This is a genomic window from Pseudomonas sp. JV414 (assembly GCF_032424305.1).
GTDB classification, from domain to species: domain Bacteria; phylum Pseudomonadota; class Gammaproteobacteria; order Pseudomonadales; family Pseudomonadaceae; genus Aquipseudomonas; species Aquipseudomonas lini.
In genome coordinates this window covers 748,211-766,433 of the sequence record NZ_VYKC01000022.1, presented here as the reverse complement: position 1 = coordinate 766,433, position 18,223 = coordinate 748,211, and the positions used below count along the sequence as shown (strand labels likewise).

Here is an 18,223-nt window from a genome sequence, read left to right as displayed (position 1 = left end):
GGGATGGGCAATGGGTAGTCGGACTCAGTTGCCTTCGTTGCAGCCGTCAGCGAATTTGCTGTAATCCAGAACCTGGGTTTTGCCTTGGGAATCCAGGTAGGTCATCCGGGCATTCACAATCCCGCAGGTAGGGCTGGCGTCCTGTTTCATCGACAGCACTTTCTGGATGTCCAGATGTGTGCCGTAGGTGTAGGTTTGAGGGGTGACATCGGCTTCGGCGCGGGCCGACAAGGTGCAGATGTTCAGGGCGGCAAACAGGCAGGCGGCGTAGACGGCTTTGGTGTTCATGGTGATTTCCTCAGGGCTTCAATAGGTCAATCGTTGATTGAGCGAGGCGGTTTGGGTTTGCCTCGATGGAACCTATTTGAAACCCGCGAGGTATCTCGTCTATGTCCAAAACAGGCGCGGGTAAATCGCTGTGTATCCGCGCAGGCTGGAGATACACAGCGATACAAAACACCCGAAATCAGCCATTTTTACGTCCCCGTGTATCTTTCGGCACGCCAGATACACTGCAATACAATCGGCGGCAGGCGAGCGGACCGAGGCTCGATAGACTGCGCTATATCCCCCACTTAGAGGCTTGGCTCATGGAACACGTCGATCACATTCTCATCGTGGACGATGACCGCGAGATCCGGGAACTGGTAGGCAACTACCTGAAGAAGAACGGCCTGCGCACCACCGTGGTGGCGGATGGACGGCAGATGCGCTCGTTTCTGGAGTCCACGCCGGTGGACCTGATCGTGCTCGACATCATGATGCCGGGCGACGATGGCCTGGTGCTCTGCCGCGAGTTGCGCGCGGGCAAACACAAGGCCACGCCGGTGCTGATGCTCACTGCTCGCAATGATGAAACCGACCGCATCATCGGCCTGGAGATGGGTGCCGACGATTACCTGGTCAAACCGTTCGCCGCCCGTGAACTGCTCGCCCGCATCAACGCCGTGCTACGACGCACGCGGATGCTGCCGCCGAACCTGGTGATCACCGAAAGCGGTCGCCTGCTGGCGTTCGGTCGCTGGCGCCTGGACACCTCGGCCAGACATCTGCTGGATGAGGACGGCACCATGGTCGCCCTCAGCGGCGCGGAATATCGCCTGCTGCGGGTGTTCCTCGATCATCCTCAGCGGGTACTCAATCGCGACCAATTGCTCAACCTGACTCAAGGCCGTGATGCCGATCTGTTCGACCGCTCCATCGATTTGCTGGTGAGCCGCTTGCGTCAGCGCCTGCTCGACGATGCCCGGGAACCGGCCTACATCAAAACCGTGCGCAGTGAAGGCTATGTGTTTTCCCTGCCGGTGGAAGTGCTCGGTGCGCCGTCATGAATCTTGCGCTGCACTGGCCTCGCACACTGGCCTCGCGGCTGTCGCTGATTTTCCTGATCGGCCTGATCCTTGCCCAGGCGCTGTCCTTTGGCGCTCAGTATTATGAACGTTACGAAAGTGCGAAAAACACCATGCTGGGCAATCTGGAAACCGACGTCTCGACCTCCCTCGCCATCCTCGACCGTTTGCCCGCCGACGAGCGCGCGAACTGGCTGCAGCGTCTGGAGCGTGCCAACTATGGCTATCTGTTGAATGAAGGCTCGCCGGGCACGCCGATGGCAGCCAGCGATGTGCCTATTGCAGTGACCTCGATTCAGGACGCCATCGGCCATGATTACCCGCTGACCTTTACCGACATCCCCGGCCCGAAAAAACACTTCCAGGCCCACCTGAAATTGAAGGACGGCAGCCCTGTCACTATCGACGTGCGACCTTCGATGGTGCCCTTGTCGCCGTGGTTGCCGGCGGTATTGCTAGGGCAATTGGCGCTGATGATTGCCTGCACCTGGCTGGCCGTGAGGATCGCCATCCGCCCGCTCACTCGCCTCGCCCAAGCGGTGGAAACCCTCGACCCCAACACCCACGCCATACACCTGGACGAAAAAGGCCCGACTGAAGTCGCCTACGCAGCCCGGGCCTTTAATGCGATGCAGGCGCGCATTGCGGCTTATCTCAAGGAACGCATGCAACTGTTGGCGGCGATTTCCCACGACCTGCAAACCCCGATCACCCGCATGAAACTGCGTGCCGAATTCATGGATGACTCCAGCGAAAAAGACAAACTGTGGAACGACCTCGGCGAGATGGAACACTTGGTGCGCGAAGGCGTGGCCTATGCCCGCAGCATTCATGGTGCCACCGAGGACAGTCGCCGCACCGATCTGGATTCATTCCTCGACAGCCTGGTGTTCGACTATCAGGACATGGGCAAAGACGTGCAACTCGACGGCAAAAGCGCAGCCGTGATCAACACCCGACCGCATGCCTTGCGACGGGTACTGGTTAACCTGATAGACAACGCGCTGAAATTCGCCGGCGCGGCAGAGTTGTGGGTGGAAACGAAGGCTGATGGCAGCTTGTCGGTGAAGGTAATGGACCGTGGGCCGGGGATTGCCGAAGAGGAATTGGCGCAGGTAATGGAGCCGTTCTACCGCGTGGAGAATTCACGTAATCGCAGTACGGGAGGGACCGGTTTGGGGTTGGCGATTGCGCAGCAATTGGCGTTGGCGATTGGCGGATCGCTGACTTTGAGCAATCGCCAAGGTGGTGGATTGTGTGCGGAGCTCAGGTTGCCGACAACCCAATAAACACCACCAATCCCTGTGGGAGCGGGCTTGCCCGCGATGAGGCCTGCACATCCAACATTGATGTTGACTGACACTCCGCCATCGCGGGTAAGCCCGCTCCCACAGGGATATTCGGTGTTTTGTAGATTCGCGCTCGGTCAGGTAGCTATGCCCACCACCCCTTCCCCGTGCATCTGCCGCAATAACGCCAACCCACTGTCGATAAACTCCGTGGACCCAACCATCCCCGCCTCCACTGCCAGCCCTTCCAGCTGCGCTCGGCCATCAAGCCGAGGAAATTCCCCGATCCGCTGCAACAACCGCCACGCCAACGGACTCAGTTCGGAGAAGCGCACACTCCAGTCCTCGGCCCGACGAACCAACAGCAACGTCGGCTGAGCCGGCGGCGAGTCCGGCCGGTAATCCGGCCCCACTAATTGCACCGGCCAGCCATACGCCAATGGCCAGGCCAGCGGCGAAACCTGCAACGGTCGATCCAGCAGCAACCCGGCATCGCTGGCCGGCAATGGCTCGGCTTCGGATTGTTGCAGTGCCATTTCGACCCACTCGTAATGCGCCAGCTCAACCATGAATGGCGGCCACGTTCCATCGCTCAACGCCAACGGCTCAGAGGCGAGAAACTCGACAAACTCTTGGGCGATCTCGCCGAATTTCGGCGTTTGAGCGCGGTAGTCCCGGAGGAAAATCCGCACCAATGCGAGCCAATGATCATCGCCGAGAATCTTCACCAGCACCGGAAAAGTCCCGCTGAGCAACGACGACAGATTCGAAAACACCAGGTCGCGATAAACCTGCGCCCGTGCCACGTCCATCCCGGCGGGCGGCGCGTTGTGGTCGGGGTCGCGCAGGTAGCGAGTCAATGTGTTTTGCTGTTGATACAAGCTCGGCTTATCCATGGTGGTCACCTTGCAACTGGCGAATGGTCTGCAATTCACTCACCAATTCAGAGAACACAGGAAAGTTGAAATCCCGTTCCAGCAGCGTCGATTGCACACCAAACCGTGCATACGCCTCGGCCAGCAACGACCAGACCACCGGTTTGACCGAAGCGCCATGGGTGTCGATCTTCAGCGTGTCGGATTCATCAAAGTGCCCCGCCACATGCATGGCAACCACCCTCCCCGCGTCGATGCCCACCAGAAACGTCTGCGGATCGAAGCCGTGATTGATCGAGTTGACGTAGACATTGTTGACGTCCAGCAACAGGTCGCAATCAGCTTCGCGCAGCACTGCGTTGGTGAACGTCAGTTCGTCCATGTCCTGCCGGGGCGCGGCGTAGTAGGAGACGTTTTCCACCGCCAGGCGTCGACCGAGAATGTCCTGTGCCTGGCGAATTCGGGCGGCAACGTGATGCACCGCTTCTTCGGTAAACGGCAACGGCAGCAGATCGTAAAGATGCCCGTCATCGCTGCAATAGCTCAGGTGTTCGCTGTACAGCGGCACTTTGTAGTGATCGAGGAAGACCCGCACTTCCTGCAGGAACCCGACGTCCAGCGGCGCCGGCCCGCCCAAAGACAAAGACAAGCCGTGACAGGACAACGGATAGCGCTCGGCCAAAGCGCGAAACGCCACGCCGTGAGCGCCGCCGATACCGATCCAGTTTTCCGGCGCGACTTCCAGGAAGTCGAAAGCACCCACCGGGGCCGCTTGAAGGTCCTTCATTAAACCGCGGCGCAAGCCTAGCCCGACGCTCGTCTTCGCTGATGTGAGGGGAGTCTGCATGGTGTCGATCTCATCCTGGGATCCGGTCTCCAGCGTCTGAAAACTCAGTGCCGGCCGGCAAGCTCAGTCAAGCGCCGTGGTGTGTCGGGTCTGTGTTCACAAACGCCGCTCTTCTCAGGCCACTGTATCGGACAGGCAGTCAGATACAGTGGGATACACGAACTAGACTTGTTGATTACCCCCGTAGGGGAGCCAGGACGCGGTTATCGTCCTGTTCATTCCCACGATCACCGCCCAAAGGTGCATGCCTCGACAAACAATGCCTCTGGACCGTGATCCTGCTGAAGGAGCACACATGATGGACGAGGCCAAACTCAATGATTTCATGGGCAAACTGGTAAACGACATGGGCGGCGCGGCGATGCTCGCCAACGTCATCCTCGGCGAAGAACTCGGCCTCTACCGGGCGATGGCCGACAGTCAGCCAGTCACCCCCGAAGCCCTCGCCGAAAAGACCGGCTGCAATACCCGCCTGCTGCGTGAATGGCTCAGCGCCCATGCCGCCTCCGGTTACATGGAACACCGCGACGGCCAGTTCCGCCTGCCCGAAGAGCAAGCCCTGGCGCTGGGAATCGAAGATTCACCGGTCTATGTAGCCGGCGGTATCGGGGTGGTCGCGTCGTTTTTCCATGACAAGGACAAACTGGTCAATGCCATGCGCGGTAACGGCGCCCTGCCCTGGGGCGATCACCATCCGTGCATGTTCAGCGGTACGGAACGGTTCTTCCGCCCAGGGTACAAGGCGCACCTGGTCAGCGAATGGCTGCCAGCCCTCGACGGGGTGGTCGCCAAACTGGAAACCGGCGCCAAGGTAGCGGACATCGGCTGTGGCCACGGCGCCTCGACCGTGATCATGGCCCAGGCGTTTCCGAATTCACGGTTCGTCGGTTTCGATTACCACGCGCCTTCGGTCACCGTCGCCACCCAGCGCGCAGAAGAAGGTGGTGTGGAAGGCCGGGCACGGTTCTTCCAGGGCACCGCCAAAAGCTATCCGGGCGACGACTATGACTTGGTCTGCTACTTCGACTGCCTGCACGATATGGGTGACCCGGTCGGTGCCGCAAAGCATGCCTATGAATCGCTCAAACCCGACGGCTCGGTGCTGCTGGTAGAGCCCTTCGCCAACGATACGCTCGATGCCAACACCACTCCGGTCGGACGACTGTTCTATGCCGCCTCGACCTTTATCTGCACGCCCAACTCGCTGTCCCAGGAAGTCGGCCTCGGGCTCGGCGCACAGGCGGGTGAGGCACGGTTGCGCAAGGTCTTCACCGAAGCGGGCTTCACCCAGTTCCGGCGGGCCACGGAAACGCCGTTCAACCTGATACTGGAGGCGCGTAAATAAACACCGCTGACTGCTAATTGTAGGAGCTGCCGAAGGCTGCGATCTTTTGATCTTCAGCGATTTCAATATCGCCAAATCAAGATCAAAAGATCGCAGCCTTCGGCAGCTCCTACGGGACCGTGTTGGATTTCAGAGGGAAAGTTGTTGGCCGAGATTTTCGGCCTTGAGAATATCGAACAACGCCTGCGCCGCCGCCGACAGTTCATGCCCCGTCGTCAGCACCCCGATCGCCCGTTCCACCACCGGGTCGCGCAGGGTAATGCAACGCGCGCCCAACTCGCGCATCTGCCCGGCGCACAACGCCGGCACCGCGCTTACGCCCAATCCGCTGGCCACCATCCGCCCGACTGTCGCCAATTGATGGCTTTCAAATTCCACCGGCAATTTCATGCCGCGCGTCTGTAAATGTTCTTCGAGCATCACCCGCACCGTCGACGGTCGCTGCAAGGTAATGAACGGTTCCTTGAGCAAGGTCTGCCAATCAATGTCGTCCAGCTCCGCCAGCGGTGAATCGAGGGGCACCACCGCCACAAACCGGTCGATGTACAACGGGGTAAATTCCAGCGATGAACTCTGGGTCGGTTCGAACGCCACGCCCAATTCCACCTGACGGTCGCGAACCATTTCCAGCACCTGCTCGTTGATCACGTCGTTCACCGTGACGTTGACCTTGGGGTAGCGGGCACGAAAGGTCTTGAGGATCGGCGGCAGCAAGTTGCCGGCAAACGACGGCATCGCCGCCAGGGTCACGCGGCCGCGCTGGAGGGTGAAGCGTTGGCGCAATTCATCCTCTGCGTTGTCCCAGTCCGCGATCAACCGACGAGCCAGTGGCAGCAGCGATTCACCTTCGGCGGTCAGTGCAACATTGCGGGTATTGCGCGTGAACAAGCGCCCGCCCAAGCCCTCCTCCAGCGCCTTGATGGTCAGGCTCAACGCCGACTGGGACAGGTGCAGCCGCTCGCACGCCACGGCAAAACTCAAACTCTGGGCCACGGCCAGGAATGCGCGGATCTGTTTGACGGTCATGACCGGTGTCTCCCACGTAATTTCAATGTCTGCGCGCGTTCGGCGAACCACCGCCGCTCAATGTAGGAGCTGCCGAAGGCTGCGATCTTTTGATCTTGATCTTTTGCGATCTAGGTCGTCGAGAATCAAAATCAAAAGATCGCAGCCTTCGGCAGCTCCTACGCATTAGTGAGTTTTATCTATCAATCAACCTTAAAAATCAACTTAACAAATAAATCCTCCAGCGAGACACTCCCTCCCCATCCGGCTAGCCAGCCGCCCACAAAGAATAAAAGAGGTGCATATGGCAGGGTTCGACAAGCGCGTGTATTCCTATGAGGAAGCGATGGCAGGTCTTGAAGACGGCATGACCGTGATCTCCGGCGGCTTCGGCCTGTGCGGGATTCCGGAAAACCTTATCGCCGAGATCCAGCACCGCGGCACGCGTGATCTCACCGTGGTCTCCAACAACTGCGGTGTCGACGGTTTTGGCCTCGGTGTGCTGCTGGTAGACCGGCAGATCCGCAAGGTGGTGGCCTCCTACGTCGGCGAAAACGCGCTGTTCGAGAAGCAACTGCTGAGCGGCGAAATCGAAGTCGTCCTGACCCCTCAAGGCACCCTCGCCGAAAAAATGCGTGCTGGCGGTGCCGGCATCCCGGCGTTTTTCACCGCCACTGGCGTCGGCACTCCGGTGGCCGACGGCAAGGAAGTCCGCGAATTCAAGGGCCGCCAGTACCTGATGGAAGAATCCATCACCGGTGACTTCGCCATCGTCAAAGGCTGGAAAGCCGACCACTTCGGTAACGTGGTCTATCGCCACACCGCCCAGAATTTCAACCCGCTGGCCGCCACTGCCGGCAAGATCACCGTGGTCGAAGTCGAAGAAATCGTCGAACCCGGCGAGCTGGACCCGTCGCAGATCCATACCCCTGGCATCTACGTCGACCGGGTCATTTGCGGCACGTTCGAGAAGCGCATCGAACAGCGCACCGTGCGTAAGTGATCCCCTGCCCCCGGACCGAATGAAGGAATAACAACAATGGCACTTTCCCGCGAACAAATGGCTCAGCGCGTCGCCCGCGAAATGCAGGACGGCTACTACGTGAACCTCGGCATCGGCATTCCGACCCTGGTCGCCAACTACATCCCGGAAGGCATGGAAGTCATGCTGCAATCGGAAAACGGCCTGCTCGGCATGGGCGCTTTTCCGACCGACGCCGAAGTCGACGCCGACATGATCAACGCCGGCAAGCAAACCGTGACCGCGCGTATTGGCGCCTCGATTTTCTCGTCCGCCGAATCGTTCGCGATGATTCGCGGCGGCCACATCGACCTGACCGTGCTGGGCGCGTTTGAAGTGGACGTCGAAGGCAACATCGCCTCCTGGATGATCCCTGGCAAACTGGTCAAGGGCATGGGCGGCGCGATGGACCTGGTGGCCGGTGCGGACAACATCATTGTCACCATGACCCACGCCTCCAAGGACGGCGAGTCGAAACTGCTGTCGCGTTGCAGCCTGCCGCTGACCGGTGCCGGTTGCATCAAACGTGTGCTGACCGACCTGGCCTACCTGGAAATCCAGGACGGCGCGTTCATTCTCAAGGAGCGCGCGCCGGGCGTCAGCGTCGAAGAAATCGTCGCCAAGACCGCTGGTAAACTGATCGTGCCTGACCACGTCCCGGAAATGCAGTTCGCTGCCCAGTGAGGAATTCTTCCATGCAAGAAGTTGTGATTGTTGCCGCCACTCGTACTGCCATCGGCAGCTTCCAGGGGGCGCTGGCCAATGTGTCCGCGGTTGACCTCGGTGCTGCGGTGATCCGCCAACTGCTGGCGCAGACCGGGCTGGACCCGGCGCAGGTCGATGAAGTGATCATGGGCCAGGTGCTGACCGCTGGCGCCGGACAAAACCCGGCGCGTCAGGCCGCAATCAAGGCCGGCCTGCCCTTCGCCGTGCCGGCCATGACCCTGAACAAGGTCTGCGGCTCGGGCCTGAAAGCGCTGCATCTGGCGGCTCAGGCGATTCGCTGTGGCGATGCCGAAGTGATCATCGCCGGCGGCCAGGAAAACATGAGCCTGGCCAATTACGTCATGCCCGGTGCCCGCACGGGCTTGCGCATGGGTCACGCACAGATCGTCGACACGATGATCAGCGACGGTTTGTGGGATGCGTTCAACGATTACCACATGGGCATCACCGCTGAGAATCTGGCCGAGAAATACAGCCTGACCCGTGAGCAACAGGACGCCTTCGCGGCCGCCTCGCAGCAGAAAGCCGTGGCCGCCATCGAAGCCGGGCGGTTTGCCGACGAGATCACGCCAATCCTGATCCCGCAGCGCAAGGGCGATCCGCTGTCCTTCGCCACCGATGAACAGCCTCGCGCCGGCACCACCGCCGACTCCCTGGGCAAACTGAAAGCGGCTTTCAAGAAAGACGGTTCGGTGACTGCTGGCAACGCTTCTTCGCTGAACGACGGCGCCGCTGCGGTGATTCTGATGAGTGCGCAGAAAGCCAAGGCGCTGGGGCTGCCAGTGCTGGCGAAAATCGCCGCATATGCCAACGCAGGCGTCGACCCGGCGATCATGGGCATCGGCCCGGTGTCGGCCACTCGTCGTTGCCTGGACAAGGCCGGTTGGTCCATCGATCAACTGGACCTGATCGAAGCCAACGAAGCCTTCGCCGCGCAATCTCTGGCCGTAGCCAAGGATCTTGAATGGGACTTGAACAAGGTCAACGTCAACGGCGGCGCCATTGCCTTGGGCCATCCGATCGGTGCCTCGGGTTGCCGGGTGCTAGTGACCTTGCTGCATGAAATGATCAAGCGTGATGCAAAAAAAGGTCTGGCCACCCTGTGCATCGGTGGCGGTCAGGGCGTGGCACTGGCTATCGAACGAGTGTAAGCCTTAGCCCCCTTTGACGAAGGGGCGACTCCCGAAGATCAAAAGATCGCAGCCTTCGGCAGCTCCTACAGGAGCACGCATCCCCATGTAGGAGCTGCCGAAGGCTGCGATCTTTTGATTTTGAACAATCCATCGTCCGCAATGCTAACGTGGCCGGCTCACACCGAATGGAGACGCGTGCGTGCTGATGCTCAAACTGCTGGTGATTCCGGGATTTCTGTTGCTGATTTCCCTGGCCGGTAAACGCTGGGGTCCTAGCGTGGCCGGTTGGCTGTCCGGGTTGCCGGTGGTGGTCGGGCCGATTCTGTTTTTTCTCGCCATCGAGCAAGGCGTGATGTTCGCCGCTCAGGCGGCGACGGCAGCGTTATCGGCAATGTTCGCGATGATTGCCTTTTGCGTGACCTACGCCCAGGTTGCACAACGTTTGAGCTGGCCGTGGGCGCTGACGATTTCGCTGCTGGTCTGGGCCCTGGTGGCAATTGTGCTTTCCCTGATTCCGCCGTCGCTGGTGTTCTCGGTGATCGCGGCCGCCATCGCATTGCTGGCCGCGCCGTACCTGTTTCCCGCGGTGCAGCCCATCGTTTCTGGCCCGGCACCGAAGTCCGACAAGCTGCTGCTGCGCATGATGGCCGGCGCCCTGCTCACATTGGCTGTGACGCTGCTGGCCGGCACCGTCGGCGAACGCTGGAGCGGGCTGCTCGCGGTATTCCCGGTGTTGGGCAGTGTGATGGCAGTGTTTTCCCAGCAGACTCGCGGGCCGGCTTTTACTGCTGCCTTGCTCAGGGCGACGGCGACCGGGATGTATTCGTTTGCGGCGTTTTGTCTGGTGCTGGCGTTGGCGCTGCCAAGATGGGGATGGCTGGGGTTTGTCTTGGGCATAGGCGTGTCGTTGGCGATGCTGGTGATCACTAAACGGCTGGCATTGCGTCCAAGGTGAGAACGTAGCAGGCTGCGGCAGCTGCTACCGATCGCGATCCATGGGATGATCGCCATCAAAGCGCGGATCATCCCCAGGAGAGTTTGAATGTCATTGTTGAGTAAAAAAGCCGTTGTTCTGCTGCTGACGGCGGCTACCAGCCTGGGTGCCTTGAATGCGCAGGCGGCCAAGGCCACTGCCAGCGACAAAGCGCCAGCCCAGAAGGTCTCGATGCTCGGCGGCAAGTTCACCTTCACCCTGCCCAAGGGTTTCATCGCCAACCCGCTGCCAGCCGGCGACGCGGCCACCGGCACTGCCGGGGCGACGGGCACGATGTACACCAACCAGACCACCAAAACCGTCGTTATCGCGGCCGAAAACACCATCCCCGGCGGCGCCAACGTCAAGGACAACGACGGTGAGTTCCTTGACGCCACCGTGTCCGCGTTCGCCACTGAGCAACGCAACGCCTTGCCGGTTTTCAACAAAACCAGCGAAAAAAGCCTGACTCAGAAAGGCACGGGCCTGGGCCTTCGGCAGATCGACAGCACCGCCACCCAGGGCGGTGGTATGACGCTGGACAGCACGTTGATGGCCGCTTCCGGCACGCGCATGGCCATCGTTCAGATCATCTCCCGTCCCAACGACAAAACCGGCCACGAAACGCTGGTGAAACAAATCGTCAGCGGCAAATAAACCCGACCGATTCAGGGATTGAGGCGCTGCAACCAGGCACTCAAATTCTGCATCTCGGGGGCGCTGATGCTGTGACCGACACCCGGATAGGCATGAAACTCGGGCTTGAGTGACAGGCGCTGCAACAGGCTGTCGGCCTCAGTACCGTCGTTGTAGGGCAGGAGTGTGTCGGCGGTGCCATGACCGATGAAAATCGCCAGCTGCTGGCGTTTTTCATCCGGTTTGAGCTCGGACCTGAGCACCGGCAGGATGCGCCCGCTCAACGCCGCAATCCCGCCTACCGCCTCGGGATGACGCAACGCGACCTCGTAGGACATCATCGCGCCCTGGCTGAAACCCACCAGGAATACCTTGTCCGCTTCGGTGTGATATTTCTTCGCCGCTTGTGCGACAAAATCCCTCAGCACCTGGCCGCTGGCCTTCAAGTCGTCCGTCTCACCGTCATAGGCGCCCTCACCCTTTTGGCGAAACCACTGGTAACTGCCCTCCTCCAACGTCATCGGCGCCCGCACCGACAGGTAGTTGTACTGCGGCGGCAATTCATCCTTGATGTCGAACAGATCCTGCTCATTACTGCCGTAACCGTGCAGGAAAATCACCAAAGGTTGGTTGCGGGATTCAGCGTCGGCCTGCTCCAGGTACTTGAGCGGCAGATCAGTGTGCAGTGGGGTTTGAGCGTGGACGGCGGCGGACGCCAGGAGCGTGAGCAGAGCGAGTAACTTCAACATAAACCTTCCTTCACAGAGCGCAGGATTCGGGGCAAAGCCTAACATCTCTTTCCGCCGACGCACTGTCTCCCGCCGATACACCGTCCCACCGTAGGAGCTGCCGCAGGCTGCGATCTTTTGATCCTGCTTTTAAAACAAGATCAAAAGATCGCAGCCTGCGGCAGCTCCTACGAGAAATGTGTTTCTCAGGGTAATAAAAAAAGTGGCCACCGCGTCAACAGTGGCCACTTTTTTCTACAGCCTATTAATGGCCGTAAACGTCAAAAGCGAAGTACTTGTCCTGCACTTGCTTGTACTTGCCGTTGGCGCGGATTTCAGTGATGGCGGTGTTGAATTTGTCCGCCAGCGCTTTATCACCCTTGCGTACAGCGATGCCGGCACCGCCGCCGAAATACTTGGCGTCTTCATAGGTCGGGCCTACGAAGGCGAAGCCTTTGCCGGCGTCGGTTTTCAGGAAACCGTCGTCCAGGTTGACCGAGTCGGCCAGCATCGCGTCGAGGCGACCGGCGACCATGTCCAGGTTGGCTTCCTGCTGGGAACCGTAACGCACCAGGTTGATGCCGGCCGGCACCAGCACTTCAGTGGCGAAGCGGTCGTGGGTGCTGGCGCGCAGCACACCGACTTTCTTGCCTTTGAGCTCGGTCAGCGGGTCCTTGACGTCGGTGCCTTCCTTCATCACGAAGCGCGCCGGGGTGTGGTAGTACTTGATGGTGAAATCGACGTTCTTCTTGCGATCATCGGTGATGGTCATGGACGACAGGATCGCGTCGATTTTCTTGACCTTCAGGGCCGGGATCAGGCCATCGAACTCTTGCTCGACCCAGGTGCACTTCACCTTCATCTGCTCACACAGCGCATCACCGATGTCCACGTCAAAACCGGTGAGTTTGCCGTCCGGGGTTTTCATCGAAAATGGCGGGTAACCGGCTTCGATACCGAGGCGAATCGGCTTGGCGTCATCGGCCACAGCCGTCAGGGACAACATCGACAGTGCCAGGGCACCGAACATCACTCGCTTCTTCATTTATAACTCCTGTGTGCGGAGGCTTTTATTGGCAGCTTTCGATTGGCAACTTTCGGTTAGTGAAGACCGAAGTGGCCGGCAGTCTAGAGTGGCTTCAGGAGGGCCAATTATGTTTAAGCGACAAATATTTATAGAAAAACAGCCGAGGGATTCAAGGCACTTGAAGCGTGCGCCACGGTGGTGCAAGGGCTGTAGGACAATCCTTTGTTTCAGACAAAACCTACAAGGTTTCGGGCGTGATCCGATTGAACAGTCGCACTGGCGATGAACAATTTTTTGCGGCACATTGACCCCGCCAACCCATTCCCGGAAGAGAAGCGTGATGCCCATGTTGAATCTGATCCAGCATCATCCTGCCGAAGGTCCTGGCGCCATTGCCGAATGGGCCCGGGCCCGTGGCATTACGCTGAATGTGTTTCGCGCCGACCTCGGCCAGTTACCGCCGGTGAGTGCGGCACCCGCGATCCTGTTGGGCGGGCCTTATGAGTCCAATGCCGGGCCGACATGGCTGGAAGCGGAGCGTCAATGGCTGGCGGGCAGTCTGAATCAGGACGCGCCGGTGTTTGCGATTTGTCTGGGCGCGCAATTGCTGGCGCTGAGCCTGGGAGGGAATGTGCGGCGCATGGCTCGCCCCGAAACTGGCTGGACCACCGTGACCTTTGCGGATGGCCAGACGCTGAAGGTGCTGGAATGGCACGAAGACGCGATCGATCTACCGACAGAGGCGCAATTGCTGGCCAGCAGTGACGTGTGTGAGCAGCAGATGTACCGCGTCGGGGCGACGCGGGTGGGGTTGCAGTTCCATCCGGAGTGGAATGCTGAATCGGTGGCAATGCTCAATGAGCACTTTGCCGAGGAATCGCCGTTGCCTCGGGGGTCAGAGGACAGCGCTGCCTATGCAACCGTGTTTGGCTGGTTGCAGGAGACGCTCGACCAATGGTGGGCGGCGCGGACGGCAGTTTGAATCAAGATCAAAAGATCGCAGCCTTCGCCAGCTCCTACAGGGGAGGTACAGCCGTAATTTCACCGGTGTACACGGTCAATGTAGGAGCTGGCGAAGCCTGCGATCTTTTCGGCTATATCAACATTCGCAGCCGATCACGGTACTGACCGGCTGTTGCACCGCAACACTCAATTCAAACCCCTCATCCAGCCACCCGGTCACCCCGCCGATCATCTCCTTGACCGGGTAACCCAGCGCCGCCAGTTTCACCGCGGCCTTGTTGGCGCCGTTGCAGTGGGGCCCTGCGCAATAAACCACAAACAACGTGGCCTTCGAATAAGCCGCCAGGCCATCAGCCGTGATCAGTCGACCCGGGATGTTGATCGCGCCCGGCACATGTCCGCGTTCGAACGCCAACGGTCCGCGCACGTCCACCAGGACAAAATCCACTTCGCCGGCCTGTTGGCTGCCATGGACGTCGGAACAATCGGTCTCGAAGGTCAGACGGTTACTGAAATGCATCAGGGCAATGGCTGACGGGGCGGCGGGAATTTCGCGAACCAGGCTGGGCATGGGTTGTACTCCAACGTCTCGGTGGGTGTGGGAAGACTTTATCTGCCCCGCGCTTGCCGCTACAGTGGCGCACAAGACACTCACCGGGAATTTTCCGCCAAATGCAGCCCACCCCTGGATTGGTCGCGATTCTGGCCTACGACGGCCTCTGCACCTTCGAATTCGGCATCGCCGTGGAGATCTTCGGCCTGGCGCGACCGGAGTTCGATTTCCCTTGGTATGCGCATCGTATCGTCGCTGTCGACCAAGGGCCGATGCGTGCCATGGGTGGCATTCAGGTGCTGGCCGACGGCGGGATGGAACTGCTTGAAGAGGCCCGGACCATCATCATCCCCGGCTGGCGCGACCGCAGCGCGGCGGTGCCTGAACCTTTACTCGCCGCCCTGCGCCAGGCCCATGCCCGGGGCGCGCGATTGCTGTCGATCTGTTCCGGGGTATTCGTACTGGCGGCCACCGGTTTGCTCGACGGTCACGGTGCCACGACGCATTGGCGCTACACCGCTGAACTGGCCGAGCGTTTTCCGGACATTCAGGTGGACCCGGACGTGCTCTATGTCGATTCGGGCCAATTGATCACCTCGGCCGGCAGTGCCGCCGGCATCGATGCCTGCCTGCACCTGGTCGCGCGGGATTTCGGCACTCAGGTGGCCAACTCGGTGGCGCGGCGGTTGGTGATGTCGCCGCAACGCACCGGCGGCCAGGCGCAGTTCATTCCGTCACCGGTCAGCCCGACGTCGCGCAGCGATCTGTCGCGGGTCATGCAATGGGCGCGGGAACGTCTGCACGAACCGCTGGAGGTTCGTGACCTTGCCAGCGAGGCGGCCATGAGTGAGCGCACCTTCCTGCGGCGGTTCACTGAAGCCAGCGGCCTGCCGCCCAAGGCATGGTTGCAACATGAGCGCTTGGCCCGGGCTCGCGAATTGTTGGAGAGCACTCGCCAGAACACCGAGCAGATTGCCCAGCACTGTGGTTATCGATCGGTGGAGAGTTTTCGGGTGGCGTTTCGCAGTGTGGTCGGTGTGCCGCCGTCGGTGTATCGGGAGCGGTTTGGGCGCGAGGTAAAGGTGGTTTTTTGAGTGTGTTTGAGGGCCTCATCGCGGGCAAGCCCGCTCCCACAGGGATTGTGTTGTTCACAGATAGTGTGTTCAACACACAAATCCTGTGGGAGCGGGCTTGCCCGCGATGGCGCCACCCCAAACACCCATTATCTCAAGACTTGCGCAACAGATAAGTATCCATAATCCACCCATGCTCCAGCCGCGCCGCCTTGCGCACTCGCTCAATCTCATCCGCGACATCCTTGAGCTTGCCGCTAATCAAAATTTCATCCGGCGTCCCCAAATAAGCCCCCCAGTAAATCTCCGTCTCCTGATCGGCCACGTGATGGTAGGCATCTTGCGCATCCAGCATCACCACCAGGCTGTCGGCGTCACTCACCTGCCCCGCCGCCAACCGCCGTCCGGTGGTGATTTCAATCGAGCGACCGATGCGATTCAACGGCACCTTATGTTGCGCCGCCAATGCCTGCACGCTGGTGATCCCGGGAATCACCTCGAACTCGAACACACACCGGCCTGACGCCAGAATCGCCTGCAGAATCCGAATGGTGCTGTCGTACAACGCCGGGTCGCCCCACACCAGAAAACCGCCACACTGGTCGTCAGTCATTTCCTCGTTGATCAGCCGTTCGAAGGTCTGCTGCTTGGCGCGGTTCAGGTCTTCGACGCTGGCCTTGTAGTCCACATCCCCGCGTTCCCGCTCCGGGCTGTGGGCTTCGACGAAGCGGTAGTCGTGATCGGTGATGTAGCGCTCACAGAGCTCGCGGCGCAGGTCGATCAGCTTGTCTTTGCTCTGGCCCTTGTCCATGAGGAAAAACACATCGACGCAATTCAGCGCCTTCACCGCCTGCATGGTGATGTAGTCGGGGTTGCCGGCACCGACACCGATGACCAGAAGTTTTTTCATCAATGTGCTCCCTCGGGGTCCGTGCCCATCAAGCGTAGCCGCCAGCGACCGTTGAACCGCAACTCGATGGCCGACAACGGTTCGACATCGATCTGGTTGAACGCCGCGCCCTGCAGCACCTGCATCAGTGCTGCGCGAATGACAAACGGATGGGTGATGGCAACGATATGCCCCGGCGTCGCCTCAAGGGTGCTCAACCACGCAGCCACCCGCTCACCGAGTTGTGCCACCGACTCTCCACCGTGAGGCGCCGAGGTCGGGTCATTGAGCCAGGCCTGGAGCGTTTCGGGTTCGGCTGTTTGCAGGTCGTCAATCGACGTGCCTTTCCAGCGTCCGAAATCGCAATCTGCCAGTGCCGCGACAATCTCCACGTCGTGGCCAAACAGCTCAGCGGTTTGGCGGGTCCGCAGTTCCGGGCCACAGAGCAAACGGGGTGTGCCCTTGAACTGACGGCAACGCGAACCCTGCGCCGATTGCCAATCCATTTCCAACGGCTCATTCGTAGGAAAACACGCCAATTTTTGTGCGACGGTTCGAGCGTGGCACATCAGGGTCAAGCGGGTCGCCTGCACGGAAGATCACTCTGTCGATGGGGTGGATGACGGCACGATGCCGAGAACAATCGGCCCATTGTGCCGCAAGAAGCCCGATCCAGGGCGCTTCGTTTCAAGCAGTCGATCGGGTTGGCGGCCCCATTTTATCCCTGAAAAGTAGCGATCTCTGACACCACTATCGGCGATGTCCTACAAAGCCAGTCGACATACGCGTAGCCCCCGGCGCACGGGGTTTTCGCCCCATTTTTGGACTTTTAAAATCCTCGGAAAAATTCACTAGACATGTAGCACACGTTACATAAATACTATTTTAGCAATTTATGAAACGAAACCGACACACCCATCCAGCAGGAGCCCGGATGCCCTCTCTCAGAGACCTGATCACCGATCCCGGCGTGGAACTCACACCGTCGGAACGCAAAGTCATACGTGCCTTGCTGGATCAATACCCGCGTAACGGGTTGGGCCCGATGTCGCGTCTGGCCGAACATGCCGGTGTCAGCGATCCGACCATCGTGCGGCTGGTAAAGAAGCTTGGTTTCAGCGGTTATGCCGACTTTCAGGAAGCCTTGCTGAGCGACATGGATGACCGCTTGCGCTCCCCCAGTACCCTGCTGCAACCCCGCGCCCATCTCAAAAAAGATGATCCCTGGGGCCACTATCTGGCGAACAGCCATCGGGCATTGGTCGACACCCAGGCGCTGACCCAACCCGAAGATGTACGAATTTTGGTGGAATGGCTGCTCGACACCCGCCATCAGGTCCATTGCTTTGGCGGCCGCTTCAGCAGTTTCCTCGCCAACTATTTGCTCAACCACCTACGCCTGTTGCGGCCCGGTTGTTTTGCCCTGGAAGACAACGCGCAATTGCCCGACCGCTTGTTCGACGTGCAGCGTCAGGACGTGGTGCTGGTGTTCGACTATCGCCGCTACCAGTCCCAGGCCTTGCGGGTCGCCAATGCCGCAAAGAGCCGACATGCGCGGGTCGTGCTGTTCACCGATATCTACGCCTCACCGCTGCGAGAAATGGCCGACCTGATCATCAGTGCACCGGTGGAATCGGCGTCGGCTTTCGACTCGATGGTTCCGGCGCTGGCCCAGGTTGAAGCACTGGTTGCCTGCCTGTCCCTGCGCAGTCCCGATCTGGCCGATCGCCTGGAAGGCATCGATGCCCTGCGGACCGACTTCGACACCCACTTGCTGGAGGAAAAATAAGG

The 18,223-nt window shown here is 60.0% G+C and carries 20 protein-coding genes; 11 read left to right on the top strand and 9 right to left on the bottom strand.

Annotated features, from left to right (window positions below):
• Positions 1-24: 24 nt before the first annotated feature.
• Positions 25-288 carry a DUF2790 domain-containing protein gene (locus tag F6R97_RS27415; protein WP_050681463.1) on the bottom strand — a complete coding sequence of 88 codons (264 nt, stop codon included), beginning with the start codon at positions 286-288 and terminating at the stop codon, positions 25-27.
• Between the two features lie 302 nt (positions 289-590).
• On the opposite strand from F6R97_RS27415, the gene F6R97_RS27410 reads away from it, so the two are divergent.
• The gene (locus F6R97_RS27410) at positions 591-1,331 is read left to right on the top strand and encodes a response regulator (protein WP_007896007.1); all 741 of its coding nucleotides are present in this window, start codon (positions 591-593) and stop codon (positions 1,329-1,331) included.
• Complete coding sequence (locus tag F6R97_RS27405) at positions 1,328-2,638, top strand: ATP-binding protein (protein ID WP_315867409.1); 1,311 nt, start codon at positions 1,328-1,330, stop codon at positions 2,636-2,638. Before F6R97_RS27410 ends, F6R97_RS27405 begins: the two co-directional genes overlap by 4 nt.
• Before the next feature lie 137 nt (positions 2,639-2,775).
• Here the strand turns inward: F6R97_RS27405 and F6R97_RS27400 are convergent, their stop codons facing one another.
• Together F6R97_RS27400 and F6R97_RS27395 are read right to left on the bottom strand one after the other, a co-directional pair.
• Entirely contained in the window at positions 2,776-3,534 is a 759-nt protein-coding gene (locus tag F6R97_RS27400) for a DUF2063 domain-containing protein (RefSeq protein ID WP_315867408.1), read from the bottom strand.
• Positions 3,527-4,360 carry a DUF692 domain-containing protein gene (locus F6R97_RS27395; RefSeq protein WP_050681461.1) on the bottom strand — a complete coding sequence of 278 codons (834 nt, stop codon included), beginning with the start codon at positions 4,358-4,360 and terminating at the stop codon, positions 3,527-3,529. Before F6R97_RS27395 ends, F6R97_RS27400 begins: the two co-directional genes overlap by 8 nt.
• Positions 4,361-4,658: 298 nt before the next feature.
• Between F6R97_RS27395 and F6R97_RS27390 the strand changes: the two genes are divergently transcribed.
• Complete coding sequence (locus tag F6R97_RS27390) at positions 4,659-5,705, top strand: class I SAM-dependent methyltransferase (protein ID WP_038984244.1); 1,047 nt, start codon at positions 4,659-4,661, stop codon at positions 5,703-5,705.
• 129 nt (positions 5,706-5,834) lie between these two features.
• Here F6R97_RS27390 and F6R97_RS27385 read toward each other — a convergent pair whose 3' ends face one another.
• Positions 5,835-6,731, bottom strand: coding sequence for a LysR family transcriptional regulator (locus F6R97_RS27385; RefSeq protein ID WP_038983949.1), 897 nt, complete (start codon positions 6,729-6,731; stop codon positions 5,835-5,837).
• A 283-nt stretch (positions 6,732-7,014) separates the two neighbouring features.
• On the opposite strand from F6R97_RS27385, the gene F6R97_RS27380 reads away from it, so the two are divergent.
• From F6R97_RS27380 to F6R97_RS27360, 5 genes are all read left to right on the top strand, one after another.
• Positions 7,015-7,713 (top strand): CoA transferase subunit A, encoded by a 699-nt coding sequence (locus tag F6R97_RS27380; protein ID WP_007896014.1) that lies wholly within the window; start codon positions 7,015-7,017, stop codon positions 7,711-7,713.
• A gap of 36 nt (positions 7,714-7,749) precedes the next feature.
• Positions 7,750-8,415, top strand: a complete 666-nt coding sequence (locus F6R97_RS27375; RefSeq protein WP_038983951.1) for a CoA transferase subunit B — start codon at positions 7,750-7,752, stop codon at positions 8,413-8,415.
• Positions 8,416-8,426: 11 nt separating this feature from the next.
• Positions 8,427-9,608, top strand: coding sequence for an acetyl-CoA C-acetyltransferase (locus F6R97_RS27370; protein WP_048394915.1), 1,182 nt, complete (start codon positions 8,427-8,429; stop codon positions 9,606-9,608).
• Between the two features lie 181 nt (positions 9,609-9,789).
• Positions 9,790-10,545, top strand: a complete 756-nt coding sequence (locus F6R97_RS27365; RefSeq protein ID WP_315867407.1) for a hypothetical protein — start codon at positions 9,790-9,792, stop codon at positions 10,543-10,545.
• 87 nt (positions 10,546-10,632) lie between these two features.
• Positions 10,633-11,220 carry a hypothetical protein gene (locus F6R97_RS27360; RefSeq protein ID WP_315867406.1) on the top strand — a complete coding sequence of 196 codons (588 nt, stop codon included), beginning with the start codon at positions 10,633-10,635 and terminating at the stop codon, positions 11,218-11,220.
• A gap of 11 nt (positions 11,221-11,231) precedes the next feature.
• Here F6R97_RS27360 and F6R97_RS27355 read toward each other — a convergent pair whose 3' ends face one another.
• Together F6R97_RS27355 and F6R97_RS27350 are read right to left on the bottom strand one after the other, a co-directional pair.
• Positions 11,232-11,948: an alpha/beta hydrolase gene (locus F6R97_RS27355; protein WP_315867405.1), complete on the bottom strand. Its 717-nt coding sequence runs from the start codon at positions 11,946-11,948 to the stop codon at positions 11,232-11,234.
• A 244-nt stretch (positions 11,949-12,192) separates the two neighbouring features.
• Positions 12,193-12,972: an ABC transporter substrate-binding protein gene (locus tag F6R97_RS27350; protein ID WP_315867404.1), complete on the bottom strand. Its 780-nt coding sequence runs from the start codon at positions 12,970-12,972 to the stop codon at positions 12,193-12,195.
• Between the two features lie 322 nt (positions 12,973-13,294).
• Between F6R97_RS27350 and F6R97_RS27345 the strand changes: the two genes are divergently transcribed.
• A complete protein-coding gene (locus F6R97_RS27345; RefSeq protein ID WP_048394923.1) occupies positions 13,295-13,936 on the top strand; it encodes a type 1 glutamine amidotransferase in 642 nt (213 codons plus the stop codon).
• Between the two features lie 117 nt (positions 13,937-14,053).
• On the opposite strand, the gene F6R97_RS27340 is transcribed toward F6R97_RS27345, so the two are convergent.
• Entirely contained in the window at positions 14,054-14,488 is a 435-nt protein-coding gene (locus F6R97_RS27340) for a rhodanese-like domain-containing protein (RefSeq protein ID WP_038983962.1), read from the bottom strand.
• A 101-nt stretch (positions 14,489-14,589) separates the two neighbouring features.
• Between F6R97_RS27340 and ftrA the strand changes: the two genes are divergently transcribed.
• On the top strand, positions 14,590-15,564 hold the full coding sequence (ftrA, locus tag F6R97_RS27335; protein WP_315867403.1) for a transcriptional regulator FtrA: 975 nt from the start codon (positions 14,590-14,592) through the stop codon (positions 15,562-15,564).
• Between the two features lie 133 nt (positions 15,565-15,697).
• Here the strand turns inward: ftrA and cobF are convergent, their stop codons facing one another.
• On the bottom strand, positions 15,698-16,453 hold the full coding sequence (gene cobF, locus F6R97_RS27330) for a precorrin-6A synthase (deacetylating) (RefSeq protein WP_315867402.1): 756 nt from the start codon (positions 16,451-16,453) through the stop codon (positions 15,698-15,700).
• Positions 16,453-17,025 (bottom strand): histidine phosphatase family protein, encoded by a 573-nt coding sequence (locus F6R97_RS27325; protein WP_315867401.1) that lies wholly within the window; start codon positions 17,023-17,025, stop codon positions 16,453-16,455. The genes cobF and F6R97_RS27325 overlap by 1 nt, the downstream gene beginning before the upstream one ends.
• A 341-nt stretch (positions 17,026-17,366) precedes the next feature.
• Between F6R97_RS27325 and F6R97_RS27320 the strand changes: the two genes are divergently transcribed.
• Positions 17,367-18,221: a MurR/RpiR family transcriptional regulator gene (locus F6R97_RS27320; RefSeq protein ID WP_038983970.1), complete on the top strand. Its 855-nt coding sequence runs from the start codon at positions 17,367-17,369 to the stop codon at positions 18,219-18,221.
• Positions 18,222-18,223 lie beyond the last annotated feature (2 nt).

Coding starts and splice junctions, on each gene's coding strand:
- F6R97_RS27415 (WP_050681463.1), bottom strand. CDS start 288: ATGAACACCAAAGCCGTCTACGCCGCCTGCCTGTTTGCCGCCCTGAAC.
- cobF (WP_315867402.1), bottom strand. CDS start 16,453: ATGAAAAAACTTCTGGTCATCGGTGTCGGTGCCGGCAACCCCGACTAC.
- F6R97_RS27385 (WP_038983949.1), bottom strand. CDS start 6,731: ATGACCGTCAAACAGATCCGCGCATTCCTGGCCGTGGCCCAGAGTTTG.
- F6R97_RS27320 (WP_038983970.1), top strand. CDS start 17,367: ATGCCCTCTCTCAGAGACCTGATCACCGATCCCGGCGTGGAACTCACA.
- F6R97_RS27395 (WP_050681461.1), bottom strand. CDS start 4,360: ATGCAGACTCCCCTCACATCAGCGAAGACGAGCGTCGGGCTAGGCTTG.
- F6R97_RS27400 (WP_315867408.1), bottom strand. CDS start 3,534: ATGGATAAGCCGAGCTTGTATCAACAGCAAAACACATTGACTCGCTAC.
- F6R97_RS27350 (WP_315867404.1), bottom strand. CDS start 12,972: ATGAAGAAGCGAGTGATGTTCGGTGCCCTGGCACTGTCGATGTTGTCC.
- F6R97_RS27340 (WP_038983962.1), bottom strand. CDS start 14,488: ATGCCCAGCCTGGTTCGCGAAATTCCCGCCGCCCCGTCAGCCATTGCC.
- F6R97_RS27410 (WP_007896007.1), top strand. CDS start 591: ATGGAACACGTCGATCACATTCTCATCGTGGACGATGACCGCGAGATC.
- ftrA (WP_315867403.1), top strand. CDS start 14,590: ATGCAGCCCACCCCTGGATTGGTCGCGATTCTGGCCTACGACGGCCTC.
- F6R97_RS27405 (WP_315867409.1), top strand. CDS start 1,328: ATGAATCTTGCGCTGCACTGGCCTCGCACACTGGCCTCGCGGCTGTCG.
- F6R97_RS27380 (WP_007896014.1), top strand. CDS start 7,015: ATGGCAGGGTTCGACAAGCGCGTGTATTCCTATGAGGAAGCGATGGCA.
- F6R97_RS27345 (WP_048394923.1), top strand. CDS start 13,295: ATGCCCATGTTGAATCTGATCCAGCATCATCCTGCCGAAGGTCCTGGC.
- F6R97_RS27390 (WP_038984244.1), top strand. CDS start 4,659: ATGGACGAGGCCAAACTCAATGATTTCATGGGCAAACTGGTAAACGAC.
- F6R97_RS27370 (WP_048394915.1), top strand. CDS start 8,427: ATGCAAGAAGTTGTGATTGTTGCCGCCACTCGTACTGCCATCGGCAGC.
- F6R97_RS27375 (WP_038983951.1), top strand. CDS start 7,750: ATGGCACTTTCCCGCGAACAAATGGCTCAGCGCGTCGCCCGCGAAATG.
- F6R97_RS27355 (WP_315867405.1), bottom strand. CDS start 11,948: ATGTTGAAGTTACTCGCTCTGCTCACGCTCCTGGCGTCCGCCGCCGTC.
- F6R97_RS27360 (WP_315867406.1), top strand. CDS start 10,633: ATGTCATTGTTGAGTAAAAAAGCCGTTGTTCTGCTGCTGACGGCGGCT.